At 70.1% G+C, this 23351-nt stretch carries 17 protein-coding genes and 2 pseudogenes; 11 read left to right on the top strand and 8 right to left on the bottom strand.

From position 1 onward, the window contains the following. The first annotated feature begins 162 nt into the window (after window positions 1–162). Window positions 163–3840, top strand: coding sequence for a S8 family serine peptidase (locus KUM49_RS08625; RefSeq protein ID WP_217236127.1), 3678 nt, complete (start codon window positions 163–165; stop codon window positions 3838–3840). Between the two features lie 85 nt (window positions 3841–3925). Next, the gene (locus KUM49_RS08620) at window positions 3926–4927 is read left to right on the top strand and encodes a helix-turn-helix transcriptional regulator (protein ID WP_217236126.1); all 1002 of its coding nucleotides are present in this window, start codon (window positions 3926–3928) and stop codon (window positions 4925–4927) included. Between the two features lie 59 nt (window positions 4928–4986). On the opposite strand, the gene acnA is transcribed toward KUM49_RS08620, so the two are convergent. Then, a complete protein-coding gene (acnA, locus tag KUM49_RS08615; protein ID WP_308406572.1) occupies window positions 4987–7704 on the bottom strand; it encodes an aconitate hydratase AcnA in 2718 nt (905 codons plus the stop codon). A gap of 220 nt (window positions 7705–7924) precedes the next feature. Between acnA and KUM49_RS08610 the strand changes: the two genes are divergently transcribed. From KUM49_RS08610 to KUM49_RS08600, 3 genes are all read left to right on the top strand, one after another. Then, entirely contained in the window at window positions 7925–8746 is an 822-nt protein-coding gene (locus tag KUM49_RS08610) for a hypothetical protein (RefSeq protein ID WP_217236124.1), read from the top strand. Between the two features lie 22 nt (window positions 8747–8768). After that, window positions 8769–8969 carry a DUF4236 domain-containing protein gene (locus KUM49_RS08605; RefSeq protein ID WP_053751607.1) on the top strand — a complete coding sequence of 67 codons (201 nt, stop codon included), beginning with the start codon at window positions 8769–8771 and terminating at the stop codon, window positions 8967–8969. Window positions 8970–9052: 83 nt separating this feature from the next. Further along, complete coding sequence (locus tag KUM49_RS08600; RefSeq protein WP_217236123.1) at window positions 9053–10582, top strand: UDP-N-acetylglucosamine 1-carboxyvinyltransferase; 1530 nt, start codon at window positions 9053–9055, stop codon at window positions 10580–10582. Between the two features lie 107 nt (window positions 10583–10689). Here KUM49_RS08600 and KUM49_RS08595 read toward each other — a convergent pair whose 3' ends face one another. Next, window positions 10690–11733, bottom strand: coding sequence for a hypothetical protein (locus KUM49_RS08595; RefSeq protein ID WP_217236122.1), 1044 nt, complete (start codon window positions 11731–11733; stop codon window positions 10690–10692). Between the two features lie 298 nt (window positions 11734–12031). Between KUM49_RS08595 and KUM49_RS08590 the strand changes: the two are divergent. Next, window positions 12032–12433 (top strand): annotated as a pseudogene (locus KUM49_RS08590) (helix-turn-helix domain-containing protein); the annotation flags it as partial. Between the two features lie 103 nt (window positions 12434–12536). Beyond that, on the top strand, window positions 12537–12989 hold the full coding sequence (locus tag KUM49_RS08585; protein ID WP_217236121.1) for an NAD(P)H-dependent oxidoreductase: 453 nt from the start codon (window positions 12537–12539) through the stop codon (window positions 12987–12989). A 61-nt stretch (window positions 12990–13050) separates the two neighbouring features. Here the strand turns inward: KUM49_RS08585 and KUM49_RS08580 are convergent. After that, window positions 13051–13493, bottom strand: a pseudogene (locus KUM49_RS08580) (DUF6299 family protein). 237 nt (window positions 13494–13730) lie between these two features. On the opposite strand from KUM49_RS08580, the gene KUM49_RS08575 reads away from it, so the two are divergent. After that, window positions 13731–13925: a DUF5999 family protein gene (locus tag KUM49_RS08575; protein WP_217236202.1), complete on the top strand. Its 195-nt coding sequence runs from the start codon at window positions 13731–13733 to the stop codon at window positions 13923–13925. A 28-nt stretch (window positions 13926–13953) separates the two neighbouring features. Here the strand turns inward: KUM49_RS08575 and KUM49_RS08570 are convergent, their stop codons facing one another. Then, window positions 13954–14352 (bottom strand): RidA family protein, encoded by a 399-nt coding sequence (locus KUM49_RS08570; RefSeq protein WP_217236120.1) that lies wholly within the window; start codon window positions 14350–14352, stop codon window positions 13954–13956. Then, window positions 14349–15698, bottom strand: a complete 1350-nt coding sequence (locus tag KUM49_RS08565) for an acyl-CoA dehydrogenase family protein (RefSeq protein WP_254400930.1) — start codon at window positions 15696–15698, stop codon at window positions 14349–14351. The genes KUM49_RS08570 and KUM49_RS08565 overlap by 4 nt, the downstream gene beginning before the upstream one ends. Window positions 15699–15759: 61 nt before the next feature. Here KUM49_RS08565 and KUM49_RS08560 point away from each other — a divergent pair, with 61 nt between their 5' ends. Next, the gene (locus tag KUM49_RS08560; RefSeq protein ID WP_217236201.1) at window positions 15760–17475 is read left to right on the top strand and encodes an AMP-binding protein; all 1716 of its coding nucleotides are present in this window, start codon (window positions 15760–15762) and stop codon (window positions 17473–17475) included. A gap of 15 nt (window positions 17476–17490) precedes the next feature. Then, complete coding sequence (locus KUM49_RS08555; RefSeq protein ID WP_217236119.1) at window positions 17491–18303, top strand: PaaX family transcriptional regulator C-terminal domain-containing protein; 813 nt, start codon at window positions 17491–17493, stop codon at window positions 18301–18303. Window positions 18304–18343: 40 nt separating this feature from the next. Here KUM49_RS08555 and KUM49_RS08550 read toward each other — a convergent pair whose 3' ends face one another. Together KUM49_RS08550 and KUM49_RS08545 are read right to left on the bottom strand one after the other, a co-directional pair. Continuing rightward, entirely contained in the window at window positions 18344–20662 is a 2319-nt protein-coding gene (locus tag KUM49_RS08550; RefSeq protein ID WP_308406571.1) for a bifunctional salicylyl-CoA 5-hydroxylase/oxidoreductase, read from the bottom strand. A 29-nt stretch (window positions 20663–20691) separates the two neighbouring features. Beyond that, the gene (locus KUM49_RS08545) at window positions 20692–21519 is read right to left on the bottom strand and encodes an enoyl-CoA hydratase family protein (protein WP_217236117.1); all 828 of its coding nucleotides are present in this window, start codon (window positions 21517–21519) and stop codon (window positions 20692–20694) included. Between the two features lie 328 nt (window positions 21520–21847). Between KUM49_RS08545 and KUM49_RS08540 the strand changes: the two genes are divergently transcribed. Beyond that, window positions 21848–22300, top strand: a complete 453-nt coding sequence (locus KUM49_RS08540; RefSeq protein WP_217236116.1) for an ATP-binding protein — start codon at window positions 21848–21850, stop codon at window positions 22298–22300. Window positions 22301–22332: 32 nt separating this feature from the next. Here KUM49_RS08540 and argF read toward each other — a convergent pair whose 3' ends face one another. Further along, window positions 22333–23340 (bottom strand): ornithine carbamoyltransferase, encoded by a 1008-nt coding sequence (gene argF, locus KUM49_RS08535; protein WP_217236115.1) that lies wholly within the window; start codon window positions 23338–23340, stop codon window positions 22333–22335. Window positions 23341–23351: the final 11 nt, after the last annotated feature.

Here is a 23351-nt window from a genome sequence, read left to right as displayed (position 1 = left end):
GGGGGAACGGTGGAAGCCCCCAATCCCCTTGGCCGAAGAGGGCATTGGCACTCCCCGGCCACAGGATTCCCTTGAGTCGCCTTCCGCGCAGCGCCCACTCTGATCACTGGCTTCCGCTCACCAGGCGGAAGCGTCGTCAGCGTTCAGGGGAGGACGCCACCCATGCGAAGACTCCACGCCCTCTGGGCCGTGGCAGGAGCGGCAGGACTACTCACGGGCACGATCACGCCCGCGACGGCCGATACCGGGTCACCGGTCACCACGCCGGACACCACGCCCGTGCGGAGCGGCGCCGCGACCGGTGCCACGAACACGCAGACCGTCACCCTCATCACCGGCGACATCGTGTCGCTCAGCGACGGCCCGGACGGCAAGTACGCCGTCGACGTCCAGCGCGGCAAGGGCCGCGAGGCCGCCACGTTCGTGTCGAGCGAGAAGGACGGCGAGGTCAGTGTCCTGCCGGCGGACGCCATCCCGCTGCTGAACGCGGGCCGCCTCGACCCGGCCCTGTTCAACGTCACCCAGCTGGTGAAGCAGGGCTACGCGGACTCGAGGACCGGCGCCACCCCGGTGATCGCGACGTACACGAAAGGCAGCGCGACCCCCGACGGCGCGCGCCGGACGCTCACGCTGCCCACGATCGACGGCGCCGCGCTGAGCGCGAGGAAGTCGACGGCCTTCTGGGCGGACATCGCCCCAGAGCTCGGCACCGGACCCACGACGAAGGCCGCGCGGCAGCTCGGCGAGGGCATCGACAAGATCTGGCTCGACGGCAAGGTCACGGCGTCCCTCGACGTGAGCGTGCCGCAGATCGGCGCGCCCGAGGTGTGGCAGGCGGGGTACGACGGCAAGGGCGTCAAAGTCGCCGTCCTGGACACGGGCGTGGACGCCGGCCACCCGGATCTCGCGGGGAAGATCGGGGAGACGCGAAGCTTCGTCCCGGACCAGGCGGTGCAGGACGGCCACGGCCACGGCACCCATGTGGCGTCCACGATCGTCGGCTCGGGCGCGGCCTCGGACGGCAGGCGCAAGGGTGTGGCGCCGGGCGCGGAGCTGCTGGTCGGCAAGGTGCTGAACAACGCGGGCCGGGGCCAGGACTCCTGGATCATCGCGGGCATGGAGTGGGCGGCGCGCTCCGGCGCGAAGATCGTGTCGATGTCGCTGGGCGGCACCGCGTCGGGCCCCTCGGACGTGCTGAGCGAGACGGTCGACGAGCTGTCCGCCTCCACCGGCACCCTCTTCGTGATCGCGGCGGGCAACTCCGGCCCGTCCGAGCAGACCGTCGGCACCCCGGGCATCGCCGACTCGGCGCTGACGGTGGGCGCCGTGGACAAGTCCGACAAGCTGGCGTCGTTCTCGAGCCGGGGCCCGCGCATCGGCGACTCCGCGGTCAAGCCGGAGATCACCGCACCGGGCGCGGCCATCACCGCGGCCCGCGCGGCCGGCACGACCATGGGCACGCCGGTCGACGCCAACTACACAACGGCAGGCGGTACGTCGATGGCGACCCCGCATGTCGCGGGCGCCGCGGCGCTGGTCGCGCAGGCCCATCCGGACTGGACGGGGCAGCAGCTCAAGCAGGCGCTGGCGACCACCGCGAAGACGAACACCGTCAACTCCGTGTTCGAGCAGGGCGACGGCCGGGTCGACGCCGTACGGGCTGTCCATCAGGGCGTCTTCGCGACGCCGACGCTGAGCTTCGGCACGTACGAGGAGAGCGACACCGAGACCGACAGCAAGGACATCACCTACACCAACACCAGCGACAAAGCGGTGGAGTTGCAGGTCTCCTCGTCGCTCCCCGACGCCGCCCTGAACGCGGACACCGTGACCGTCCCGGCGAAGGGCACCGCCACCGTCGGCGTCACCGTCGACCCGGCCGAGGAGAAGACGGGCCGGTACACGGGCCACATCACCGCGAAAGCCGACGGCGTCCAGGTCACCACCGCCGTCGGCTTCGAGAAGCTGGCGAAGACCTACGACCTGAAGGTGTCGCTGGTGGGCCGGGACGGCAAGCCGTCCACCGGGGCGTCGATCTTCATGCTGCAGGAACTCAACGGCGCGTACCCGGACACGTACGGGTTCCTCGGCAGTGGCTACACCTTCAAGGTGCCCGCCGGTACGTACTCCACGGCGTCCTGGATCTCGAAGCGGGACGCGGCCGGACTGGAGGTCAACACCTCGGTCGTCGGCGACCCGGAGGTCAAGGTCGACAAGAACACCGAGGTCGTCCTCGACGCCCGCACGGCCGTCGAGATCAAGCCGAAGACCGAGGAGGACTCCGAGTTCCAGGGCTTCAGCACCAACTGGCACCGGGAGGGCCCGGGCAGCGCCTGGGGCCTGACCTACAGCCAGGGCTGGTGGACCGACCACGTATACGTGGCGCCCACCGAGAAGGTCACCGAGGGCATGTTCGAGTTCTCCTCGAAGTTCCGTCTGTACGCCAAGGAGCTGACGGCGAGCGTCACCAGCCCCGAGAAGTACGCGCTGCCCCTCGACTACGCGCAGACCTCCAGCGGGTTCCCGGTGAAGATCAGCGGTGACCGCACGGTCCGGGCGGTGGACGCGGGCAGCGGCACCGCGGCCGACTTCGCGGGGCTCGACGTCAAGGGCAAGGCGGCGGTCGTCCGGTTGGGCACCGGGGAAACGCCGGACCAGGCACTGGCCAACGCGACCGCGGCCGGCGCCGGTTACGTCCTCGCCTACCGCGAGACGCCCGGGTACTGGCTCGCCTCGGTGAAGAGCGCGACCATCCCGCTGATGCTCGCCACCGGCGAGGACGGCGCGAAGCTCGAAGCCCTGCTCAAGAGCGGCAAGAAGGTCAAGCTGAAGCTGGACGGCATCGCGGTCAGCCCGTACGTGTACAGCGTGATGTTCCCGCAGACGGACGCTGTCTCGGACCAGCAGACGTACAACCTCAACCGCTCCAACACGGTGAAGCAGACGGTGCGCTATCACGGTGCCAAGGCCGGTCAGGTCGGCAAGGACGCCGTGTACAGGTTCCGTCCCTGGCAGTCGACCGACATCGCGACCACCAGCAATGTGCGGCTCGGCACGGAGCGCACCGAGTACTACAACGTCTCCGACAGCCGGATCTGGCACGCCGTCTATCCCGACTCGAAGGCGAACAAGCCTCAGTGGAACTCCCTGCGGACCTTCGACAAAGCGGGCAGGCTGCCCACCGAGGACTGGCTGCGCCCGGTCGTCCGCCCGGCGACCAGCGGGCAGTACGGCCTCTCCCAGCGCACCGGCGACAAACTCACCTTCGCCGTACCAGAGTTGGTCGACGCCACGCCAGGTCACTACGGGTCCGTGGACAACGTCCAGGACACCGCGAAGGGCACGCTGTACGCGGACGGACAGCTGGTCGGCGACACCGCGCTCGGCGGACTCGGCACCTTCGACGCCCCGGCGGCGAAGGCCTCGTACCGCCTCGTTCTCGACGCCCGGCGCAGGGCCGACTGGGCCGCGTACTCCACCGGCACCCACACCGAGTGGTCCTTCGCCTCGGCGCACACGGACCGGCAGACGGCGCTGCCGCTGCTCTCGGTCGACTATGACGTGGACGGGCTCGACCTCCTGGGCCGTGCCGAGGCCGAGCACAAGTCGGAGATCGGGCTCTCCGTCCGGAATCAGTCGGGCAGCGTCACGGCCGGTGACGTGAAGGCCTGGGTCTCCTACGACGACGGCACGTCCTGGAAGGAGGTGAAGGTGAAGCACGGCGAGGCGGAACTCAAGCACCCGAAGGGCGCCACGTCCGTGTCGCTGCGCGTGCGGGCCGCCGACCGGAACGGCAACGCGGTCGACCAGACCGTGCTGCGGGCGTTCGGCCTGAAGTAGCCGGACCGACGGAGACGGCCTGAAGTAAACCGCGCACCAGGCCGGTACAAACAGCCGCAACAAAGATCGCCTACCGTGCCGGGCCATGGCGAACACGGCATACGACACGGCAGACCAGACCCCTGCCGCGAGCCCCTGGGCCGCGGTGGGGGTCTCCGCCTTCGACGAGTTGGTCTACCAGGCGATCCTGCACCAGCCCGATGCCGGCGAGGCCGGTTGGGCGCTCCTGACCGGCGCCTCACCGGCCCGGGTGCGCGAATCCTGCGACCGTCTGCTCGCGCTCGGATTGCTCCAGCCGCCGGATTCCATGGGGGGATTACGCGCGATCGACCCGAGAGTGGCGGTCCGCGGACTGATCAGACGGCGTGAGACGGTGTCCGAACTGCTCGCCGCCACCGCCGAGGAGATGGCCACCGCGTACGAGGCCGGGCTGCTGCGTGAGGAGCCGTCCCGGCTGATCGAGGTCGCTTCCGGCGAGGGTGCCATCGCCGCACGCCTGGAGGAGATGTACGCGCGCGCCGAGCGCGAGGTGTGCCTCTTCGACACACCCCCGTATCTCGCACCACCCGCACGGCAGGTGGATCTCCAGGCCGATCTGCTCAGCCGCGGGATCGTCTCTCGCGGGATCTACGCGGCGCCCGCCCTGGAAGATCCGAAGGTCCTCTCCCGCACCTGGAGGATGGTCGAACTCGGTGAACAGGCCCGGGTGTTGCCGTCAGTGCCGGTCAAGCTGCTGGTGGTCGACGGGTGTCGGGCGATGCTCCCGCTGACCTCCTCTGCGGCGGGTGGCTACTGCGCCGTCGTGGTGTGGCACTCGGCGGTGACCGAAGCCCTGCAGAAGCTTTTCGAGATGGCCTGGCAGCAGGCGACACCGCTCGGCCAGCCGGCCGGCGACGGTGAGATCCCTGAGGCCGAACGGACGTTGATCAGGCTGCTGGCGGCCGGGATGAAGGACGAGGCGGTGGCCCGCCATCTGGGGGTGAGTCTCAGGACCCTGCGACGGCGGGTGAGTGAGTTGCAGGAGCGGCTGGGGGCGGCGAGCCGGTTCCAGCTGGGGGTGCGGGCAGCGCAGCGCGGCTTGCTCTGATCGCGAAGGGCCGCACCCCCGTCGCCGGGGATGCGGCCCTAACTGCCGTGCCGTTCCGCTTACTTGCGGATCAGGCTGCGCAGCACGTACTGCATGATGCCGCCGTTGCGGTAGTAGTCCGCCTCGCCGGGGGTGTCGATGCGGACGACCGCGTCGAACTCGACGCCCGTGTCGGTGGTGACCTTCACCGTGCGCGGGGTGGTGCCGTTGTTGAGCTCCTCGACACCGGTGAAGGAGAAGGTCTCCTCGCCGGTCAGGCCGAGGGAGGCGGCCGAGGCGCCCTCCGGGAACTGGAGCGGCAGGACGCCCATGCCGATGAGGTTCGAGCGGTGGATGCGCTCGTACGACTCGGCGATGACGGCCTTGACGCCGAGGAGCGCGGTGCCCTTGGCGGCCCAGTCGCGGGACGAGCCGGAGCCGTACTCCTTGCCGGCCAGGATGGCCAGCGGGGTGCCCTGCTCGATGTAGTTGCGGGAGGCGTCGTAGATGAACGACACCGGCCCGCCGTCCTGCGTGAAGTCGCGGGTGTAGCCGCCCTCGGTGCCCGGCGCGATCTGGTTGCGCAGGCGGATGTTGGCGAAGGTGCCGCGGATCATGACCTCGTGGTTGCCGCGGCGCGAGCCGTAGCTGTTGAAGTCACGACGCTCCACACCGTGCTCGGTGAGGTACTTGCCGGCCGGGGTGTCGGCCTTGATCGCACCGGCCGGGGAGATGTGGTCGGTGGTGACCGAGTCGCCCAGCTTGGCGAGGACGCGGGCGCCCGTGATGTCGGAGACCGGGGTGGTCTCCATCGTCATGCCCTCGAAGTACGGGGGCTTGCGGACGTACGTCGACTGCGGGTCCCACTCGAAGGTGTTGCCGGTCGGGATCGGCAGCGCCTGCCACTGGGCGTCGCCCGCGAAGACGTCCTGGTAGGACTTGTTGAACATGTCCTCGCCGATGGCGTTCGCCACGACGTCGTTGACCTCGGCCTCGGTGGGCCAGATGTCCTTCAGGTAGACCGGGTTGCCGTCCTGGTCGATGCCCAGGGCGTCCTTGGTGATGTCCACCTTCATGGAGCCGGCGAGGGCGTACGCGACGACGAGCGGCGGGGACGCCAGGTAGTTCATCTTGACGTCGGGGTTGATCCGGCCCTCGAAGTTCCGGTTGCCGGAGAGGACCGAGGTGACCGCGAGGTCGTGGTCGTTGACGGCCTTGGAGACCTCCTCCGGCAGCGGGCCGGAGTTGCCGATGCAGGTGGTGCAGCCGTAGCCGACGAGGTTGAAGCCGACCTTGTCGAGGTAGGGGGTGAGCCCGGCCTTGTCGAAGTAGTCGGTGACGACCTTCGAGCCCGGGGCGAGGGTGGTCTTGACCCACGGCTTGCGGGTCAGGCCCTTCTCCACGGCCTTCTTCGCGACGAGCGCGGCGGCGACCATGACGTACGGGTTCGAGGTGTTGGTGCAGGAGGTGATGGCCGCGACCGTCACCGCACCGTGGTCGATCTCGTACGTCGAGCCGTCGGGGGCGGTCACGGTGACCGGGTCGGACGGGGCGCCGTTGGGGTGGTTGGCGGGGGCGTCGGAGGCCGGGAAGGACTCCTTGCCCGCCTCGTCCACGACGTCGACGTAGTTGCGGACGTCCTGCTTGAACTGCTCGGCGGCGTTGGCCAGGACGATGCGGTCCTGCGGACGCTTCGGGCCGGCGATCGACGGGACGACCGTCGACAGGTCCAGCTCCAGCTTCTCGGAGAAGTCCGGCTCGGCCTTCGGGTCCAGCCACAGGCCCTGCGCCTTGGCGTACGCCTCGACGAGCGCCAGCTGCTGCTCGGAGCGGCCGGTGAGCTTCAGGTACTTGATGGTCTCGTCGTCGATCGGGAAGATCGCGGCGGTGGAGCCGAACTCCGGCGACATGTTGCCGATGGTGGCGCGGTTGGCGAGGGAGGTGGCGGAGACGCCCTCACCGTAGAACTCGACGAACTTGCCGACGACGCCGTGCTTGCGCAGCATCTCGGTGATCGTGAGCACCAGGTCGGTGGCGGTGGTGCCGGGGGTGAGCTCACCGGTCAGCTTGAAGCCGACGACGCGCGGGATGAGCATGGACACCGGCTGGCCGAGCATCGCGGCCTCGGCCTCGATGCCGCCGACGCCCCAGCCGAGGACGCCGAGGCCGTTGACCATGGTGGTGTGCGAGTCGGTGCCGACGAGGGTGTCGGGGTACGCCTGGCCGTTGCGGACCATGACCGTGCGCGCCAGGTGCTCGATGTTCACCTGGTGGACGATGCCGGTGCCGGGGGGTACGACCTTGAAGTCGTCGAAGGCGGTCTGGCCCCAGCGCAGGAACTGGTAGCGCTCGCGGTTGCGGCCGTACTCCAGCTCGACGTTCTGCGCGAAGGCCTCGTTGGTGCCGAACTTGTCGGCGATGACGGAGTGGTCGATGACCAGCTCGGCCGGGGAGAGCGGGTTGACCTTCGCCGCGTCGCCGCCGAGCTCCTTCACGGCCTCACGCATGGTGGCCAGGTCCACGACACACGGCACGCCGGTGAAGTCCTGCATGATCACGCGGGCCGGCGTGAACTGGATCTCCTGAGAGGGCTGGCCCTGCGAGTCCCAGCCGCCGATGGCGCGGATGTGGTCGGCGGTGATGTTCGCGCCGTCCTCCGTGCGGAGCAGGTTCTCGAGCAGGACCTTGAGGCTGTACGGCAGTCGGGCCGAGCCCTCCACCTTGTCCAGCCGGAAGATCTCGTACGACTCGTCGCCCACCTGCAGCGTGCTGCGGGCGTCGAAGCTGTTCGCCGACACGACAGTCTCCTTCATTTTTGTGCGCTTACCACCGCATCCTGCCGCCACGCCCTCTTGGCCGATCCGCTAAGGTAAGGCTAAGTTAGGCATGCCTTACTGTCGGACTGATGACGACGTGCGACCGCGGCGCGCCTCGGCAGATATCTCGATGTCGAGATAACTCTAGTACATGGGGCCCGGTTGGTCATGCCCGGCCTCCCTGTGATGTCCTCCTGCGACCATGGACCGAGCCGATTTCTCCTGGGACGACTTCGCCTGGACGACACGGGTGCCACTGCCGCCGGACACCTGGGCGGCCGCGGCAGGAACGCTCGTACCCCTGTACTACGCCCCCGAGGGCCGCGAGCACCACCCGCTGGACGACGCCGAGATCGCGACGGCCGCGTGGGCGGCCGGCCGGCTGCCCGCCCTGCTCGCCGGGGCGCGGCCCGCCCTCAGCGCCCACGCCGTGCACACCCTGAAGCCGGACGACCTGGCCACCGCGCCCGGCCTGACCGACCTCGTGCGCATCAGCACGCTCTGCGTCCACCCCGTCTTCCGGGACGGCATCCCGTACGTGGGCATCGAGTTCTCCTGCCCCTGGGACGAGGAACACGGCCTGGGCGTCCTCCTGCACGGCACGCGGGTCGTCGACGTCGGCGGGGCCGACACCGCTTTTCTGCTCCGGATCGCCGAGCGGGACGCCGCGAATGCGCGGGCGGGCCTGGACGAGTCGCTGATCGGCCACTGGGACAGCGGCCCCTTCGACCACGGCGCGATGGAGTCGTCGGTGCTGGAGCTCCGCGCCAACGGGGAGGGATGGAGCAGCCTGGCCAACCTCGGCGGGGAGTACGTCACGCTCCTGACGTGGAACTGCCCGGAGCCGACGGTTCTCGAACTGCGGGACGAGGACGGGCGGGTCACACGTCACCGGTACGGCATCGGGCCCGTCGTACCGCCGTACGGCACCGAAGCGGTGACGTCGGTCACCTTCGACGAGGCGGTGGAGTACTGCCATCAGTTCGCCAAGTGGGGGTATCCGACAGGAGTTGGGAGCGACTGACCGACCCCGAAGGGAGGCCCACATGCCCCTCACGTTCCGCAAGAGCTTCCGGATCCTGCCCGGCGTGCGCCTGAACATCAACCGGCGTTCCTGGTCCATCACCACCGGCGGCGGCAGCCACGGACCCCGGCACACGAGCAGCAGCACGGGACGCCGAACGACATCGGTGGATTTGCCCGGACCTTTCGGATGGCGCCGCACCCGCACCGCGAAGCGCCGTTGACGAACCCTCAGGTCCATCACGCCGCTCACCCGAACGGACCCCCTCAAGAGGCGCCATCTCATATCTGAGATAGCCTCAACCTCATGGCAGACGACTACCTCGTACGCATCGGCAAGCTCATCCGTGACGCCCGGCAGCACCGGGGCTGGACACAGTCGCAGCTCGCCGAGGCGCTCGGCACCAGTCAGAGCGCCGTCAACCGCATCGAGCGCGGCAACCAAAACATCAGCCTTGAGATGATCGCTCGAATCGGTGAAGCGCTGGACAGCGAAATCGTCTCTCTGGGCTACGCGGGCCCGATGCACCTGCGCGTGGTCGGCGGCCGTCGGCTGTCCGGCGCCATCGACGTGAAGACGAGCAAGAACGCGTGCGTGGCACTGCTGTGCGCCTCGCTGCTCAACCAGGGGCGCACGGTGCTGCGCCGGGTCGCCCGCATCGAGGAGGTGTACCGCCTTCTGGAGGTGCTCAACTCCATCGGCGTACGCACCCGCTGGATCAACGACGGCGTCGACCTGGAGCTGGTGCCGCCGGCCGAGCTGAACATGGCGTCGATCGACGCGGCGGCCGCCGTACGGACGCGGTCCATCATCATGTTCCTCGGCCCGCTGCTGCACCGCATGGACCGCTTCATGCTGCCGTACGCCGGCGGCTGCGACCTCGGCACGCGGACCATCGAGCCGCACATGATCGCGCTGCGCCGGTTCGGGCTGGACATCGCGGCGACCGAGGGCCAGTACCACGCGGCGGTCGACCGGTCCGTACGGCCCGACCGGCCGATCGTGCTGACCGAGCGCGGGGACACCGTCACCGAGAACGCCCTGCTCGCCGCCGCCCGGCACGACGGTGTCACCGTCATCCGCAACGCATCATCGAACTACATGGTCCAGGACCTGTGCTTCTTCCTGGAGGCCCTGGGCGTCAGGGTGGAGGGCATCGGCACCACCACACTCACCGTGCACGGCGTGCCGGACATCGACGTGGACGTCGACTACTCCCCCTCCGAGGACCCGGTCGAGGCGATGAGCCTGCTGGCCGCCGCGGTCGTCACCCAGTCGGAACTGACGGTTCGTCGGGTCCCGATCGAGTTCCTGGAGATCGAGCTCGCGGTCCTGGAGGAGATGGGCCTCGACCACGACCGCACCCCGGAGTACCCCGCCGACAACGGCCGCACCCGCCTGGTGGACCTCACCGTCCGGCCCTCCAAGCTGGAGGCGCCGATCGACAAGATCCACCCGATGCCGTTCCCCGGCCTGAACATCGACAACGTCCCGTTCTTCGCGGCCATCGCGGCCGCCGCGTCGGGCAAGACACTGATCCACGACTGGGTCTACGACAACCGGGCGATCTACCTGACGGACCTCAACCGCCTCGGTGGACGGCTGCAGTTGCTGGACCCGCACCGGGTACTGGTCGAGGGCCCGACCCGCTGGCGCGCCGCCGAGATGATGTGCCCGCCCGCCCTGCGGCCCGCCGTGGTCGTCCTGCTGGCGATGATGGCGGCGGAGGGCACGTCCGTACTGCGCAACGTCTACGTCATCAACCGGGGGTACGAGGACCTGGCCGAGCGCCTCAACTCGGTCGGGGCGCAGATCGAGACGTTCCGGGACATCTGAGGAACAGGGCAAATCATCAACATTGCCACATGCGACGATAGCCGCTGAACTTGCAGCCCACCAGCTCTTACCACGAAGGGGCCGCCAACCTGACGACCCCTGACTAGCTAGGTGATATTGAAGTCTACGCTGGATGAATTCCACCCCTGGCGGGTGGTGGTAGCGCGGACCTCGATAGTCGCTCCTGCGCAACAGATCTCGTTCTCGACCTTGATCCAGCCAGAAATCTTGCCGTTCTTGTCGGCCGTGAAGCTTTTTGGATAGGGCCCTTGCCAGTTTTGCGTCTTTGGGCCGTCGTGAAGTTCAACGACGACTGGCTTGTCGGGAGAGAATCCGGATCCTGTGAATTCAATGGTGGTTCCGGGAGGGCCTGCTGTTGGAGAAATTTGAAAAGTGGAAGTTTTAGTGCTGCTCTCGGACGGCGATGCCTGGCCCGATACTGAGGGGCTAATGCCGTTCGCTGACCTTGCGTCGTTCGACCCCGCGTCTGAGCCAGGAGCAAGTGCGGTGATCGCTACAACGAGTGAGGCAATAGATACCGCAAGAACGCCTGCATTGATTTTATCTGACCTGTTCCAGGGAGTCCATGCGCCTGGGTCGAAGATCACGGATGACTTGAGCTTCCACTGGCTAAACCAGCGGATGCCTGCCGTTGCAGCCACGACGAATGCAGAGACAGCGACAGTCGCAGCTCGATTCGATGACCAGAGAAAATAGAGCGCAATGGCAGCGACCACAAACGCGACCAGCAGAGCATACGAGGACACCCTTGCGATACGTGAGAATAATTGCGCCTTGGAGCTCTCAATAGCATCGCCGAGAATATTCTCAATATCAGCCTTCAAGCCTGCAGGGAAATACCCGTCGCCAGTCGCTGACCACTTCACGCCGGATTCGCTGAGCTTGAAGTACGCTCGCTTACCGCCTTCCTTTACATCAATCTCAAGATTATCGGTCACTCCTGGCTTGCGAGCCGCTTCCCAGGACTCCGTCAAGGACTTGCGATCATATTCATTGCCGCGGCGGACAATAAGAAACTTTCGGTCGGCGGCCGGCGAGAAGCCGATTTCAATCCTATTAACAATTTCCTCGATGCCGCTCTTGCTGATCTTGCAGCCGTGAGGCAACTGCCCAGGAACCGTGTCTGGCATATGCCGGAAGAACCTCTCATCGCAAGGCTCTGCAGGTGATCACTGGGGAGGGCCCCTGAACAGCGCCTATCCGACAAAGTCGTGAACTGGAGGCTATACGCCAAAGAGGTCGCTCGGACAGCTAGTTCGGAAAAGATTCGCCGCTTCACGCCGTTGTCTGTGACGCAGAAGACGCATCGAGCACCTGCCGTGACACTGGCCCTCCGACCGGCCGCCCCGGCCCTCCAGCCAGGCACCGGCAGCGCATCGCGTACTAACCGGTGAGGCGCGCGCCACGACGAGTGCCGCGCAGAAGACAGTCATCACCGCCCTGCGCGCCTGGTTCACGCGCCCCGGCGCCCAGGTTCCCGCCTGGTACCGGGCTCACAGCGACCGCGTGGTCGGCCACGTCCTGCGCCTGATGGAGGCCGACCCCGCACACCCGTGGACCCTGCAGGCCCTGGCCGCCAGGACGGGCGTGTCCCGGGCGAACCTGGCCCGGCGCTTCACCGCCCTGGTCGGGCAGCCTCCGATGACCTACCGGCGGGAACGGCGCCTCGCCCTGACCGCCGACCTGCTGCGCGACGCCGACGCCACACTCGCCACGGTGGCCGACCGCGTCGGCTTCGCCAACGCCTTCGCCCTGAGCGCCGCGTTCAAGCGGGAACACGGCGTCAGCCCGAGCCAGTACCGGACGCGCGAGACTCGCACGCAGGTCTGAGCGGCCACCGTACGTCTTCCTATTGCCTTCAAGGGCCGATTCAAGACCGACTTAACGGCGGCACCTTTTGCGGCTCTCGACGCCCGCACGGCAGGCTGCGGGCGTGACTACTCTGCTGATCGTGCATCACACGCCCTCGCCGAACTGCCAGGCGCTGTTCGAGGCCGTCGTCGCCGGTGCGACGGACCCGGAGATCGAGGGCGTGCGCGTCGTGCGCCGGGCTGCGCTGGCCGCCACGGCGTCGGACGTGCTCGCCGCCGACGGGTTCGTGCTGGGTACGCCGGCGAACCTCGGCTACATGTCCGGCGCCCTCAAGCACTTCTTCGACCAGGTGTACTACCCGTGCCTCGACGCGACGCAGGGCCGCCCCTTCGGCTACTACGTGCACGGCGGCAACGACGTGACCGGAGCGGTCCGCGGCATCGAGGCGATCACGACGGGCCTCGGCTGGCGACGGGCCGCCGAGGCCGTGACCGTGACGGGGGAGCCCGGCAAAGCGGACGTCGAGGCCTGCTGGGAACTGGGTGCCACGGTCGCCGCGGGACTGATGAACTGACGCCGCCATCAGCCCGCGACAGGCCGCGATCGGTCCGCGATCAGCCGACGACAGCTCGCGATCAGCCCGCGATCAGGGTGATCTCCTGCCGCTGGGCCGCGTGGAAGCGGGGCAGCGGCAGGCCGCCCTGCGGGCGCAGCTCCATGAGAGTGGCCTCGACATACGCGGCGCCGGCCTGGAGGGAACGCGGCGACGGGCTGCCGACGTTCGCCCAGGGGTGCACCAGCCCGTCGCACACCGCGCGGGTGCCGCCGATGCCGTGGCGGACGGACAGCGAGCGCTGGCCGACGGACGAGCTGACGAACACCGGGCCCGTGGCGCCCGTGCAGCGGTAGGTACCGGAGAGGGTGACCGTGCCGTCGGGCGCGATACGGCCCGTCGGGTCGACCGTCACCGTCTCGTACGGCTCGGCGGTGGCCGGCGGCGCGGCGGAGGTGGCGGGGCGGCCAGCAGGAGCAGCGCGGCGGCGGTCACCGTCGCGGCGAGGGCGGGACGCAAGGACACGGGGAGACCTCCTGAAGTGGGGGGGCTCCACTGGTACCGGGCGCGAGCGTCCTCGGCGGTGATCGTCACCCCTTCGGTGGCGAGTCCGCAGCGTCGGTCGTGGAAGGGTCCGGGTGTTGTCCGCGTGTTGTCCGCGTGTTGTCACGCTTCGCGGCAGACCGTTCCGATGAGTTCGCCGCCGGAGGATGGTCTGTCATAGGGACCCGATCCGAAGGTCCTACGCCGTGGAGGTGCGCCATCTGTTCCCACCAGCCCTCGTGCCCCGCAACCGATAACCACGCCCCGCACGTCGTCGCCGCCCACCCCGAGCAGGGCTGGAACCTGCTGTGCACCGGCGCGATCGTGTTCGACGACACCGGCGAGTTGCTGCCGGACGGCCGGGTCGTCGCCCCCCACCGGGTGGCCGCGGGGCGGCTGACGATCGCCGCCTGATCACGTTCCTGCGACGCGGGGAGAACTCCTAGGGCAGCACCGCGAAGCCGTCGAGCTCCACCTTCGCCTGGTCGTCCCACAGGCGCACGACCTCCACGACCGCCATGGCCGGGTAGTCGCGTCCCGCCAACTCACGCCAGATGCTGCCGAGTTCGGGAGCATGGGCGCGGTACGCGGCGATGTCCGTGGCGTAGACGGTGACGCGGGCGAGGTCGGCGGGGGTACCGCCGGTGGCGGTCAGGGCAGCCAGGAGGTTGGTGAGGGCTCGCTCGAACTGCTCGGGGAGGGTGTCGCCGACGACCTTGCCGTCGGTGTCCAGAGCGGTCTGGCCGGCGAGGAAGACGATCCGGGTGCCGGTGGCGACGACGGCGTGGGAGAAGCCGGTGGGCGGGGAGAGTCCGGGCGGGTTCACACGCTCGGCGGTCACGCGTCGGCCCCCAGGGCATTCCCGGGACCCACGGCCTGCACGGCGCCCACGGCGTCCGTGACATCCGCGGCGTCCGTGACATCCGCGGCGTCCGTGACATCCGCGGCGTCCGTGGCATCCGCGGCGTCCGTGACATCCGCGGCGTCCGTGGCATCCGTGGCATCCGCGGCATCCAGGCTCGCGTACAACTCCTTGGCGATGATGCCGCGTTGGACCTCGCTCGCGCCCTCGTAGATGCGTGGGGCGCGTACCTCGCGGTAGAGGTGTTCGAGGAGGTGGCCGCGGCGCAGGGCGCGGGCGCCGTGGAGCTGGACGGCCGCGTCGACGACGTACTGCGCGGTCTCGGTGGCGAGCAGCTTCGCCATCGCCGCGCGTCCCGGCACGTCCGGGGCGCCTTCGTCGTACGCCGTCGCCGCCGCGTACACCATGAGGCGGGCCGCCTCGGTGCGCAGGGCCATCTCGGCGACCTGGTGGGCGACCGTCTGCAGGTCCCTCAGCTTGCCGCCGAACGCATCCCGTCGGGCGGTGTGGGCGAGGGTCGCGTCGAGCGCCGCACGGGCCATGCCGACCGCGAAGGCGCCGACGCTGGGTCGGAAGAGGTTGAGGGTGTCCATGGCGACCCGGAAGCCGCGGTCGGTCTCGCCGAGCACGTCGTCGGCGGTCACCGGGACAGCGTCGAAGCGGAGGCTGCCGATGGGGTGCGGCGAGAGCATGTCGAGGGCCGTGCCGGTCAGGCCCGGGCGGTCGGCGGGTACGAGGAAGGCGGTGACGCCCCGGGCGCCGGCGCCGGGGGTGGTGCGCGCGAAGACGGTGTAGAAGTCGGCCTCGGGTGCGTTGGAGATCCAGCACTTCTCCCCGGTGAGCCGCCAGCGGGCGGGGCCGTCGGACGCTGCGGCGAGGGGGGCGCCCGCACCCGGCGTCCCAGCGCCTTTGAGGGCCTCCCGTTCCGCCCGCAGTGTCAGTGCCGCCGCGTCCGATCCCGCCCCCGGCTCGCTCAGCGCGAAGGCCGCCACCGCGGTGCCCTCGGCCACCCGGGGAAGCCAGCGTTCCCGCTGGGCGGGGGTGCCGTGGGTGTGGACCGGATGGGCGCCCAGGCCCTGGAGGGCAAGGGCGGTCTCGCCTTCGGTGCAGGCGTACGCGAGGGACTCCCGCATCAGGCAGAGGTCGAGGGCTCCGGAGGTGAACAGGCGGGACAGCAGGCCGAGCCGGCCGAGTTCCGCGACGAGCGGGCGGTTGACGTGGCCCGGTTCGCCCTTCTCCGCGAGGGGGCGCAGCCGGTCCGCGGCCAGGGCACGCAGTTCCGCTGCCCAGGCGGTCTGTGATGGTTCGAGTGAGAATGCGGGCATTGCCGGTCCTCTCTCCCCGCAGCCCTGCGGCCACTCCCCCGACGGTATCGCGCACCGTTGACTGCCGTCACCAACACGATACGCTCGATGCGCGAACCCACCCGGGGATGCCGACCCGACGCCCACCACCGACGCCCACAAGGCAAGGGGGCGAACCGCCATGAATCCCTCGGCCCATGTCGACACCTTCGCGCGCGACCATCTGCCGCCCCCCGACCAGTGGCCCGAGCTCCGCTTCGACCTGCCGGAGCTGCGTTACCCCGATCGGCTGAACTGCGCCGCCGAGCTGCTCGCCGGGCCGGCCGGGGACCGACCGGTGTTCCACACGCCGACGGGCGGAACATGGACGTACGGCCATCTCCGCACCCGCGTCGACCGCATCGCGCACGCCCTCACCCGTGACCTCGGGGTCGTGCCCGGCAACCGGGTCCTGCTGCGCGGCCCCACCACTCCCTGGCTGGCCGCCTGCTGGCTGGCGGTGCTGAAGGCGGGCGCGGTCGCGGTCACCGTGCTGGCCCAGCAGCGCCCGCACGAGCTCGCCACGATGTGCGAGATCGCCCGCGTGGAGCACGCCCTGTGCGACGTCCGGGCCGTCGACGACCTCGCCAGGGCCGGGATACCGGGGCTCAGGATCACGACGTACGGCGGCGACGCCCCTGGTGACCTGCTGAACCGGGCGACACCCGAGGAGCCGTACACCGCCGTGGACACCGCGTCCGACGACGTGGCGCTGATCGCGTTCACCTCCGGGACCACCGGCCGCCCGAAGGGCTGCATGCACTTCCACCGGGACGTGCTGGCGATCGCCGACTCCTTCGCCCGCCATGTCCTCGGGCCACACCCCGACGACGTCTTCACCGGCAGTCCCCCACTGGGCTTCACCTTCGGTCTGGGCGGGCTGGTGGTCTTCCCGATGCGTGCCGGTGCCAGCGCCCTGCTGCTCGAACAGGCCGGTCCCCGGCAGCTGTTGCCCGCGATCGCCGAGCACCGGGTGTCGGTCCTGTTCACCGCGCCGACCGCCTACCGCGCGATGCTCGACGAGCTCGACGGGTACGACGTGTCCTCCCTGCGGCGTTGTGTCTCCGCCGGCGAGAACCTCCCCGCCGCCACCTGGCGGGCCTGGCACGAGCGGACCGGGCTGCGTGTCATCAACGGCATCGGCGCCACCGAGCTGCTGCACATCTTCATCTCGGCGGCCGACGACCGCATCAGGCCGGGGACGACGGGGGTGCCCGTACCGGGGTGGCACGCGCGCGTGCAGGACGAGAGCGGCGCGCCGGTGCCCGACGGCGAGCCCGGTCTGCTGGCCGTGCGCGGGCCGGTCGGCTGCCGGTATCTCGCCGATCCGCGGCAGCGGGAGTACGTGCAAGGCGGCTGGAACGTCACCGGCGACACCTACGTCCGTGAGCCCGACGGCTACTTCCGGTACGTCGCCCGCGCGGACGACATGATCATCTCGGCCGGGTACAACATCGCCGGGCCGGAGGTCGAGGACGCGCTGCTGCGCCACCCGGACGTGCTGGAAGCGGCGGTGGTGGGACGGCCCGACGAGGCGCGCGGGCAGGTCGTGGTGGCCTTCGTGGTGCTGAAGGAGGGCGCCGAGCGCGACACCGGGGCACTGCGCGCCCATGTCCTGTCCGAACTGGCGCCCTACAAGTGCCCGCGCGAGATCGTCCTGCTGGACGCCCTGCCACGGACCGCGACCGGCAAGCTGCAGCGGTTCAGGCTGCGCGCCGCCGCCTGCGACGCAGGTGACACTGATGGTGACCAGCAGTGATGCCGACGACCTAAGATGATCAACGTGTCCGACCAGCATGCACCACGGTCTCTCATCGTCACGCTCTACGGCGCGTACGGCCGCTTCATGCCCGGCCCGCTGCCCGTGGCCGAGCTGATCCGGCTGCTGGCCGCGGTCGGCGTCGACGCCCCGTCCGTCCGCTCCTCCGTGTCCCGGCTCAAACGCCGCGGGCTGCTGCTGCCGGCCCGTACGGCGCAGGGCGCGGCGGGCTACGAACTGTCGCCGGACGCACGCCAGTTGCTCGACGACGGCGACCGGCGCATCTACGCCACGACACCGCCGGACGACGAGGGCTGGGTGCTCGCGGTGTTCTCCGTGCCGGAGTCCGAGCGGCAGAAGCGGCACGTGCTGCGCTCCCGGCTGGCCGGGCTCGGCTTCGGAACCGCCGCGCCCGGCGTGTGGATCGCTCCGGCACGGCTGTACGAGGAGAGCCGGCACACCCTCCAGCGGCTGCGGCTCGGCCCGTACGTCGACTTCTTCCGCGGCGAGCACCTCGGCTTCGCGCCGACGGTGGACGCGGTCGCCCGCTGGTGGGACCTGGCGGCGATCGCCAAGGAGCACGAGGCGTTCCTGGACCGCCACGCGCGCGTGCTGCACGACTGGGAGCGGCGCACGGACACTCCGGCCGAGGAGGCCTACCGCGACTACCTCCTCGCCCTGGACACCTGGCGCCATCTCCCCTACACCGATCCCGGTCTGCCCGCCGGCCTGCTCCCGTCGGACTGGCCGGGCGCGCGTTCGGCCGCGGTGTTCCGGGGGCTGCACGAGCGCCTGCGGGACGCGGGAGCCGCCTTCGCGGGCGCATGACCCGCTTCGCGGCGTGAGCGCACCGGCAGTACGGACGCGCTCAACTGCTCAGCGTGAGGCGGGGCCTGGGGGCGTCCGTGCGCCCCGTCTGCGGGCGTCGGCTGCCTGCCCGGTACGGCGCCGGCCAGACGACGCCGGGCCCGTCGTAGCCCTGCTCGGCCGCCGCGTGCAGGGTCCAGTGCGGGTCGTAGAGGTGAGGGCGGGCCAGCGCGCACAGGTCCGTACGCCCGGCCAGGATCAGGGAGTTGACGTCGTGCCAGGAGGAGATCGCACCGACCGTGATCACCGGGATCCTTGCCGAGTTACGGATCCGGTCGGCGAACGGCGTCTGGTACGACCGCCCGAACTCCGGCCGTTCGTCGGCGACGACCTGCCCGGTCGACACGTCGATCGCGTCGGCGCCGTGCGCGACGAAGGCGCGGGCGATCTCGACGGCGTCCTCGGCCGTGTTCCCGCCCTCGGCCCAGTCGGTGGCGGAGATGCGGACGGTCAGGGGCTTCTCCTCCGGCCACACGCCGCGTACGGCGTCGAACACCTCCAGCGGGAAGCGCAGCCGCCTCGCGAACGAACCGCCGTAGGCGTCGGTGCGGCGGTTGGTCAGCGGGGAGAGGAAGCCGGAGAGCAGGTAGCCGTGGGCGCAGTGCAGTTCGAGAAGGTCGAAACCGGCACGGGACGCGCGACCGGCGGCGGACGCGAACTGTTCGCGGATGTCCGTGAGTTGGGCGCGGGACAGTTCCCGCGGGGTCTGGCTGTACGGCTTGTACGGGATCGGGGACGCGGCCACCAGCGGCCAGTTGCCGTCCTCCAGGGGCTCGTCCATGCCCTCCCACATCAGCTTGGTCGAGCCCTTGCGCCCGCTGTGGCCGAGCTGCACGCCGATCGCGGTGCCCGGCGCCCGCGCGTGCACGAAGGCGGTGATCCGTTTCCAGGACTCGGCCTGCCTGCCGGTGTAGAGGCCGGTGCAGCCGGGCGTGATCCGGCCCTCGGGGGACACGCACACCATCTCCGTCATCACCAGCCCGGCGCCACCGAGGGCCCGTGCGCCCAGGTGGACGAGGTGGAAGTCGCCGGGCACACCGTCGATGGCGGAGTACATGTCCATGGGCGAGACGACGACCCGGTTGCGCAGGGTCAGGCCGCGCAGCCGGAACGGCGTGAACATCGGGGGTGTGCCGGGCGGGCAGCCGAACTCGCGCTCCACGGCCTCGGTGAAGTGGGCGTCGCGAAGCCGCAGGTTGTCATGGGTGACGCGGCGGCTGCGGGTGAGCAGGTTGAAGGCGAACCGGCGGGGCGGCTGGTCGAGGTACAGGCCCAGGTTCTCGAACCACTCCAGGCTGGCGCGGGCGGCCCGCTGGGTGGAGGCGACGACGGGCCCGCGCTCGGTCTCGTACGCCGTCAACGCCCCCTCCAGGCAGTCCTGTTCCTCCAGACAGGCGGCCAGGGCGAGCGCGTCCTCGACGGCGAGCTTGGTGCCGGAGCCGATGGAGAAGTGGGCGGTGTGGGCGGCGTCGCCCAGCAGGACCACGTTGCCGTGCGACCAACGCTCGTTGACCACCGTACGGAAGGTGGTCCAGGCGGACCTGTTGGAGGTGAGCGGCCGGCCTCCCAGCGCGTCCGCGAAGATCTTGGCGCAGCGCTCGACGGACGCCTGCTCGTCCAGCTCCTCGAAGCCCGCCGCCCGCCAGACCTCCTCCCGCATCTCGACGATCACGGTGGAGGCGTCGGCCGCGTACGGATAGCCGTGCAGCTGCATCACACCGTGCGCGGTCTCGGCGATCTCGAAGCGGAAAGCGTCCAGGGCGAAGTCGGCGGCGAGCCAGATGTAACGGCAGCGGTGGGTGGTCACATGGGGCCGGAACACATGGGCGTACGCCTCACGGGTGGTGCTGTGCACACCGTCGGCGGCGATGACGAGGTCGTACGCCTCCGCCAGACGGGCCGGGTGGGGCGCCTCGGAGTGGAAGCGGAGGTCGACGCCGAGGGCGCGGCAGCGGTCGTGCAGGACCTCCAGGAGGCGTTTTCTGCCCAGGGCGGCGAACCCGTGTCCGGTGGAGGTGTGGCGGGTGCCCCGGTGGACGATGTCGATGGTGTCCCAGCGGACGAAGTGCTGCTGGAGGGCCGCGTAGACGGTCGGGTCGGCGTGTTCGATGCCGCCGAGGGTTTCGTCGGAGAGGACCACTCCGAAGCCGAAGGTGTCGTCGGGGACGTTGCGTTCCCAGACGGTGACTTCGCGGTCGGGGCTCAGACGTTTCAGCAGGGCTGCGGCGTAGAGGCCGCCGGGGCCGCCGCCGATGATCGCGATGCGTCGGGGGTGGCTGACCGTCTCCGGCGGCCGCGGGCTGTTCGTGGCTGGTCGCACGGTTCCCCGCGGCCCTGGGGTGGGCGCGCTCACCGCCCGCTCCACTTGGCAGGTCGCTTTTCCTTGAAGGCCGCGTGGAACTCCGCGTAGTCCTCGCCGTTCATGAGGAGGGCCTGGGTGGCGGCGTCCAGCTCGACGGCCGCGGCGAGCGGCATGTCCAGTTCCGCCGTGAGCAGCGCCTTCGTCTGGGCGTACGCCAGGGCCGGGCCCCCGGCCAGGCGGTGGGCCAGGGACAGGGCGGCCTCGTCGGCGCGGCCCTCGGCGGTCAGTTCGCTGATCAGGCCGATCCGCTCGGCCTCGGGGGCGTGGACCGGCTCGCCGAGCATGAGCAGCCGGGTGGCGTGGCCGAGGCCGACGATCCGGGGCAGCAGGTAGGCGGCGCCCATGTCGCCGCCGGACAGGCCGACGCGGGTGAAGAGGAAGGCGAAGCGGGCGCTCGGATCCGCCACCCGGAAGTCCGCCGCCAGGGCCAGCACCGCGCCCGCGCCGGCCGCCACCCCGTGCACCGCCGCGATCACGGGGAAGGGGCACTCCCGTACGGCCCGCACCACCTGCCCGGTCATCCGGTTGAAGTCGAGGAGCTGGGCGGTGTCCATGGCCAGGGTGGCGCCGATGATCTCGTCGACGTCACCGCCGGAGCAGAAGCCGCGCCCCTCCCCCGTCAGGACCAGGGCGCGCACGGACCGTTCCCGGGACAGTTCGGCGAGCAGGTCGCGCAGGTCGGCGTAGGCGCCGAAGGTGAGCGCGTTGAGCTTGTCGGGGCGGGCGAGGGTGACGGTGGCGACGCCGTCGGTGAGGTCGACGCGCAGGTGGTGCCAGTGGGGGGTGCGGGCGGCGGAGCCGGTGAAGGGACTCACGAGGTGCGGCCTCCTCGTTCGGTGGCGGGCACTGCCTCACGGAGCTCTGTCCTTCGAAGTTATCACTCATCCGTGACTGTCGTCACGAGTGCGCGATACGTCGGTGGTGGGGACATCCTCCGGGACATCACCGCGGATCCGACCCGGCCCCGTCACATCCGTCACGGCTCGTCGACACCCCCGTAACGGCGGGAGCAACCGCGCGAGGCCCGCCGTTCAACCGGGTAAGCCGCCCGCAGCGGGGCCGAAGGTCCCGCACGGTGCCCGTCGGATGCCTCCGCCGGGCGCGCCGTACCATTCATCGGGTTGAAAGCAGGACAGCCTGCTCATGAACGGAACCGCCTTGTACGAACGCCCCGCAGCCTCCGCCTCCTGGCGCATCGCGCTGCCGCACTCCGCCGCGGCCGTGCCGGTGGCCCGGGCCCTGGTGCGCACGGCGCTGGCCGAGCTGGAGCACGGGGCCGACAGTGACACCGCGGAACTGCTGACGGCGGAGCTGGTGGCGAACGCCGTGGAGCACACCACCGGGGACGCGCCGATCGAGCTGGTGGTGGAGCTGCTGCCGAGCGGCTGCCAGGTCGAGGTGCACGACCCGGATCCGGCGCCGCCCGGCAACCTCACGCGGCCGGTGGACACCGAGCCCGACCCCTGGCAGGAGCACGGCCGCGGACTGCTGCTGATCCGCGCCCTCAGCTCGTCCTGCGGCCATCGCCCCACCGGGTCGGGCAAGGCGGTGTGGTTCAGGCTGCCGACGGTGCCGCCTCAGCGTCGTCCGGTGTGACCGCGCGACCGGCGTGACCGCGCGACCGGCGTTCAGGCCAGGGTGGCCACCATGACCGCCTTGATGGTGTGCATACGGTTCTCCGCCTCGTCGAAGACGACCGAGTGGGCGGACTCGAAGACCTCGTCCGTCACCTCCAGCGACTCCAGGCCGTGGGCCTCGAAGATCTCGCGGCCGACCTTGGTCCCGAGGTCGTGGAAGGCCGGCAGGCAGTGCAGGAACCGCACGTCGGGGTTGCCGGTGGCGCGCAGGACGTCCATGGTCACGGCGTACGGGACGAGGGCGGCGATCCGCTCGTCCCAGACCTCCTTGGGCTCCCCCATGGAGACCCAGACGTCGGTGGCCACGAAGTCGGCGCCGCGGACGCCCTCCGCCAGGGACTCGGTGAGGGTGATGCGGGCCCCGCTGGTCTCGGCGAGCTCCTGGGCCCGGTCGACGACGTCCTGGGCGGGCCAGTAGGACTTCGGGGCGACGATGCGCACGTCCATGCCGAGCAGGGCCCCGGTGGCCAGGTAGGAGTTGCCCATGTTGAAGCGGGCGTCGCCGAGGTAGGCGAAGGTGATCTCCCGGACCGGCTTGCTGCTGTGCTCGGTCATCGTCAGCACGTCGGCGAGCATCTGGGTGGGGTGCCACTCGTCGGTGAGGCCGTTGTAGACGGGTACACCGGCGTACGCGGCGAGCTCCTCGACCTTGGCCTGGCTGTCCCCCCGGTACTCGATCGCGTCGTACATCCGGCCCAGCACCCGAGCGGTGTCCTTGACGGACTCCTTGTGGCCGATCTGCGAACCCGAGGGGTCGAGGTACGTCGTCGAGGCGCCCTGGTCGGCGGCGGCGACCTCGAACGCGCAACGCGTGCGCGTCGAGGTCTTCTCGAAGATCAGCGCGATGTTCCTGCCGCGCAGGTGCCGCGTCTCGGTCCCGGCCTTCTTGGCGGCCTTCAGCTCGGCGGCCAGCTCGATCAGGCCGAGGAACTCCTGCTCGGTGAGGTCGAGCTCCTTGAGGAAGTGGCGGCCGCCGAGGGCGGTCGGGACTGTCGCCATGGCGGGCGCTC

It is taken from the genome of Streptomyces sp. AC555_RSS877, assembly GCF_019049245.1.
GTDB lineage: Bacteria > Actinomycetota > Actinomycetes > Streptomycetales > Streptomycetaceae > Streptomyces.
Note: the sequence above shows the minus strand (reverse complement) of the source record. Positions and strands in the feature narration are given on the sequence as shown.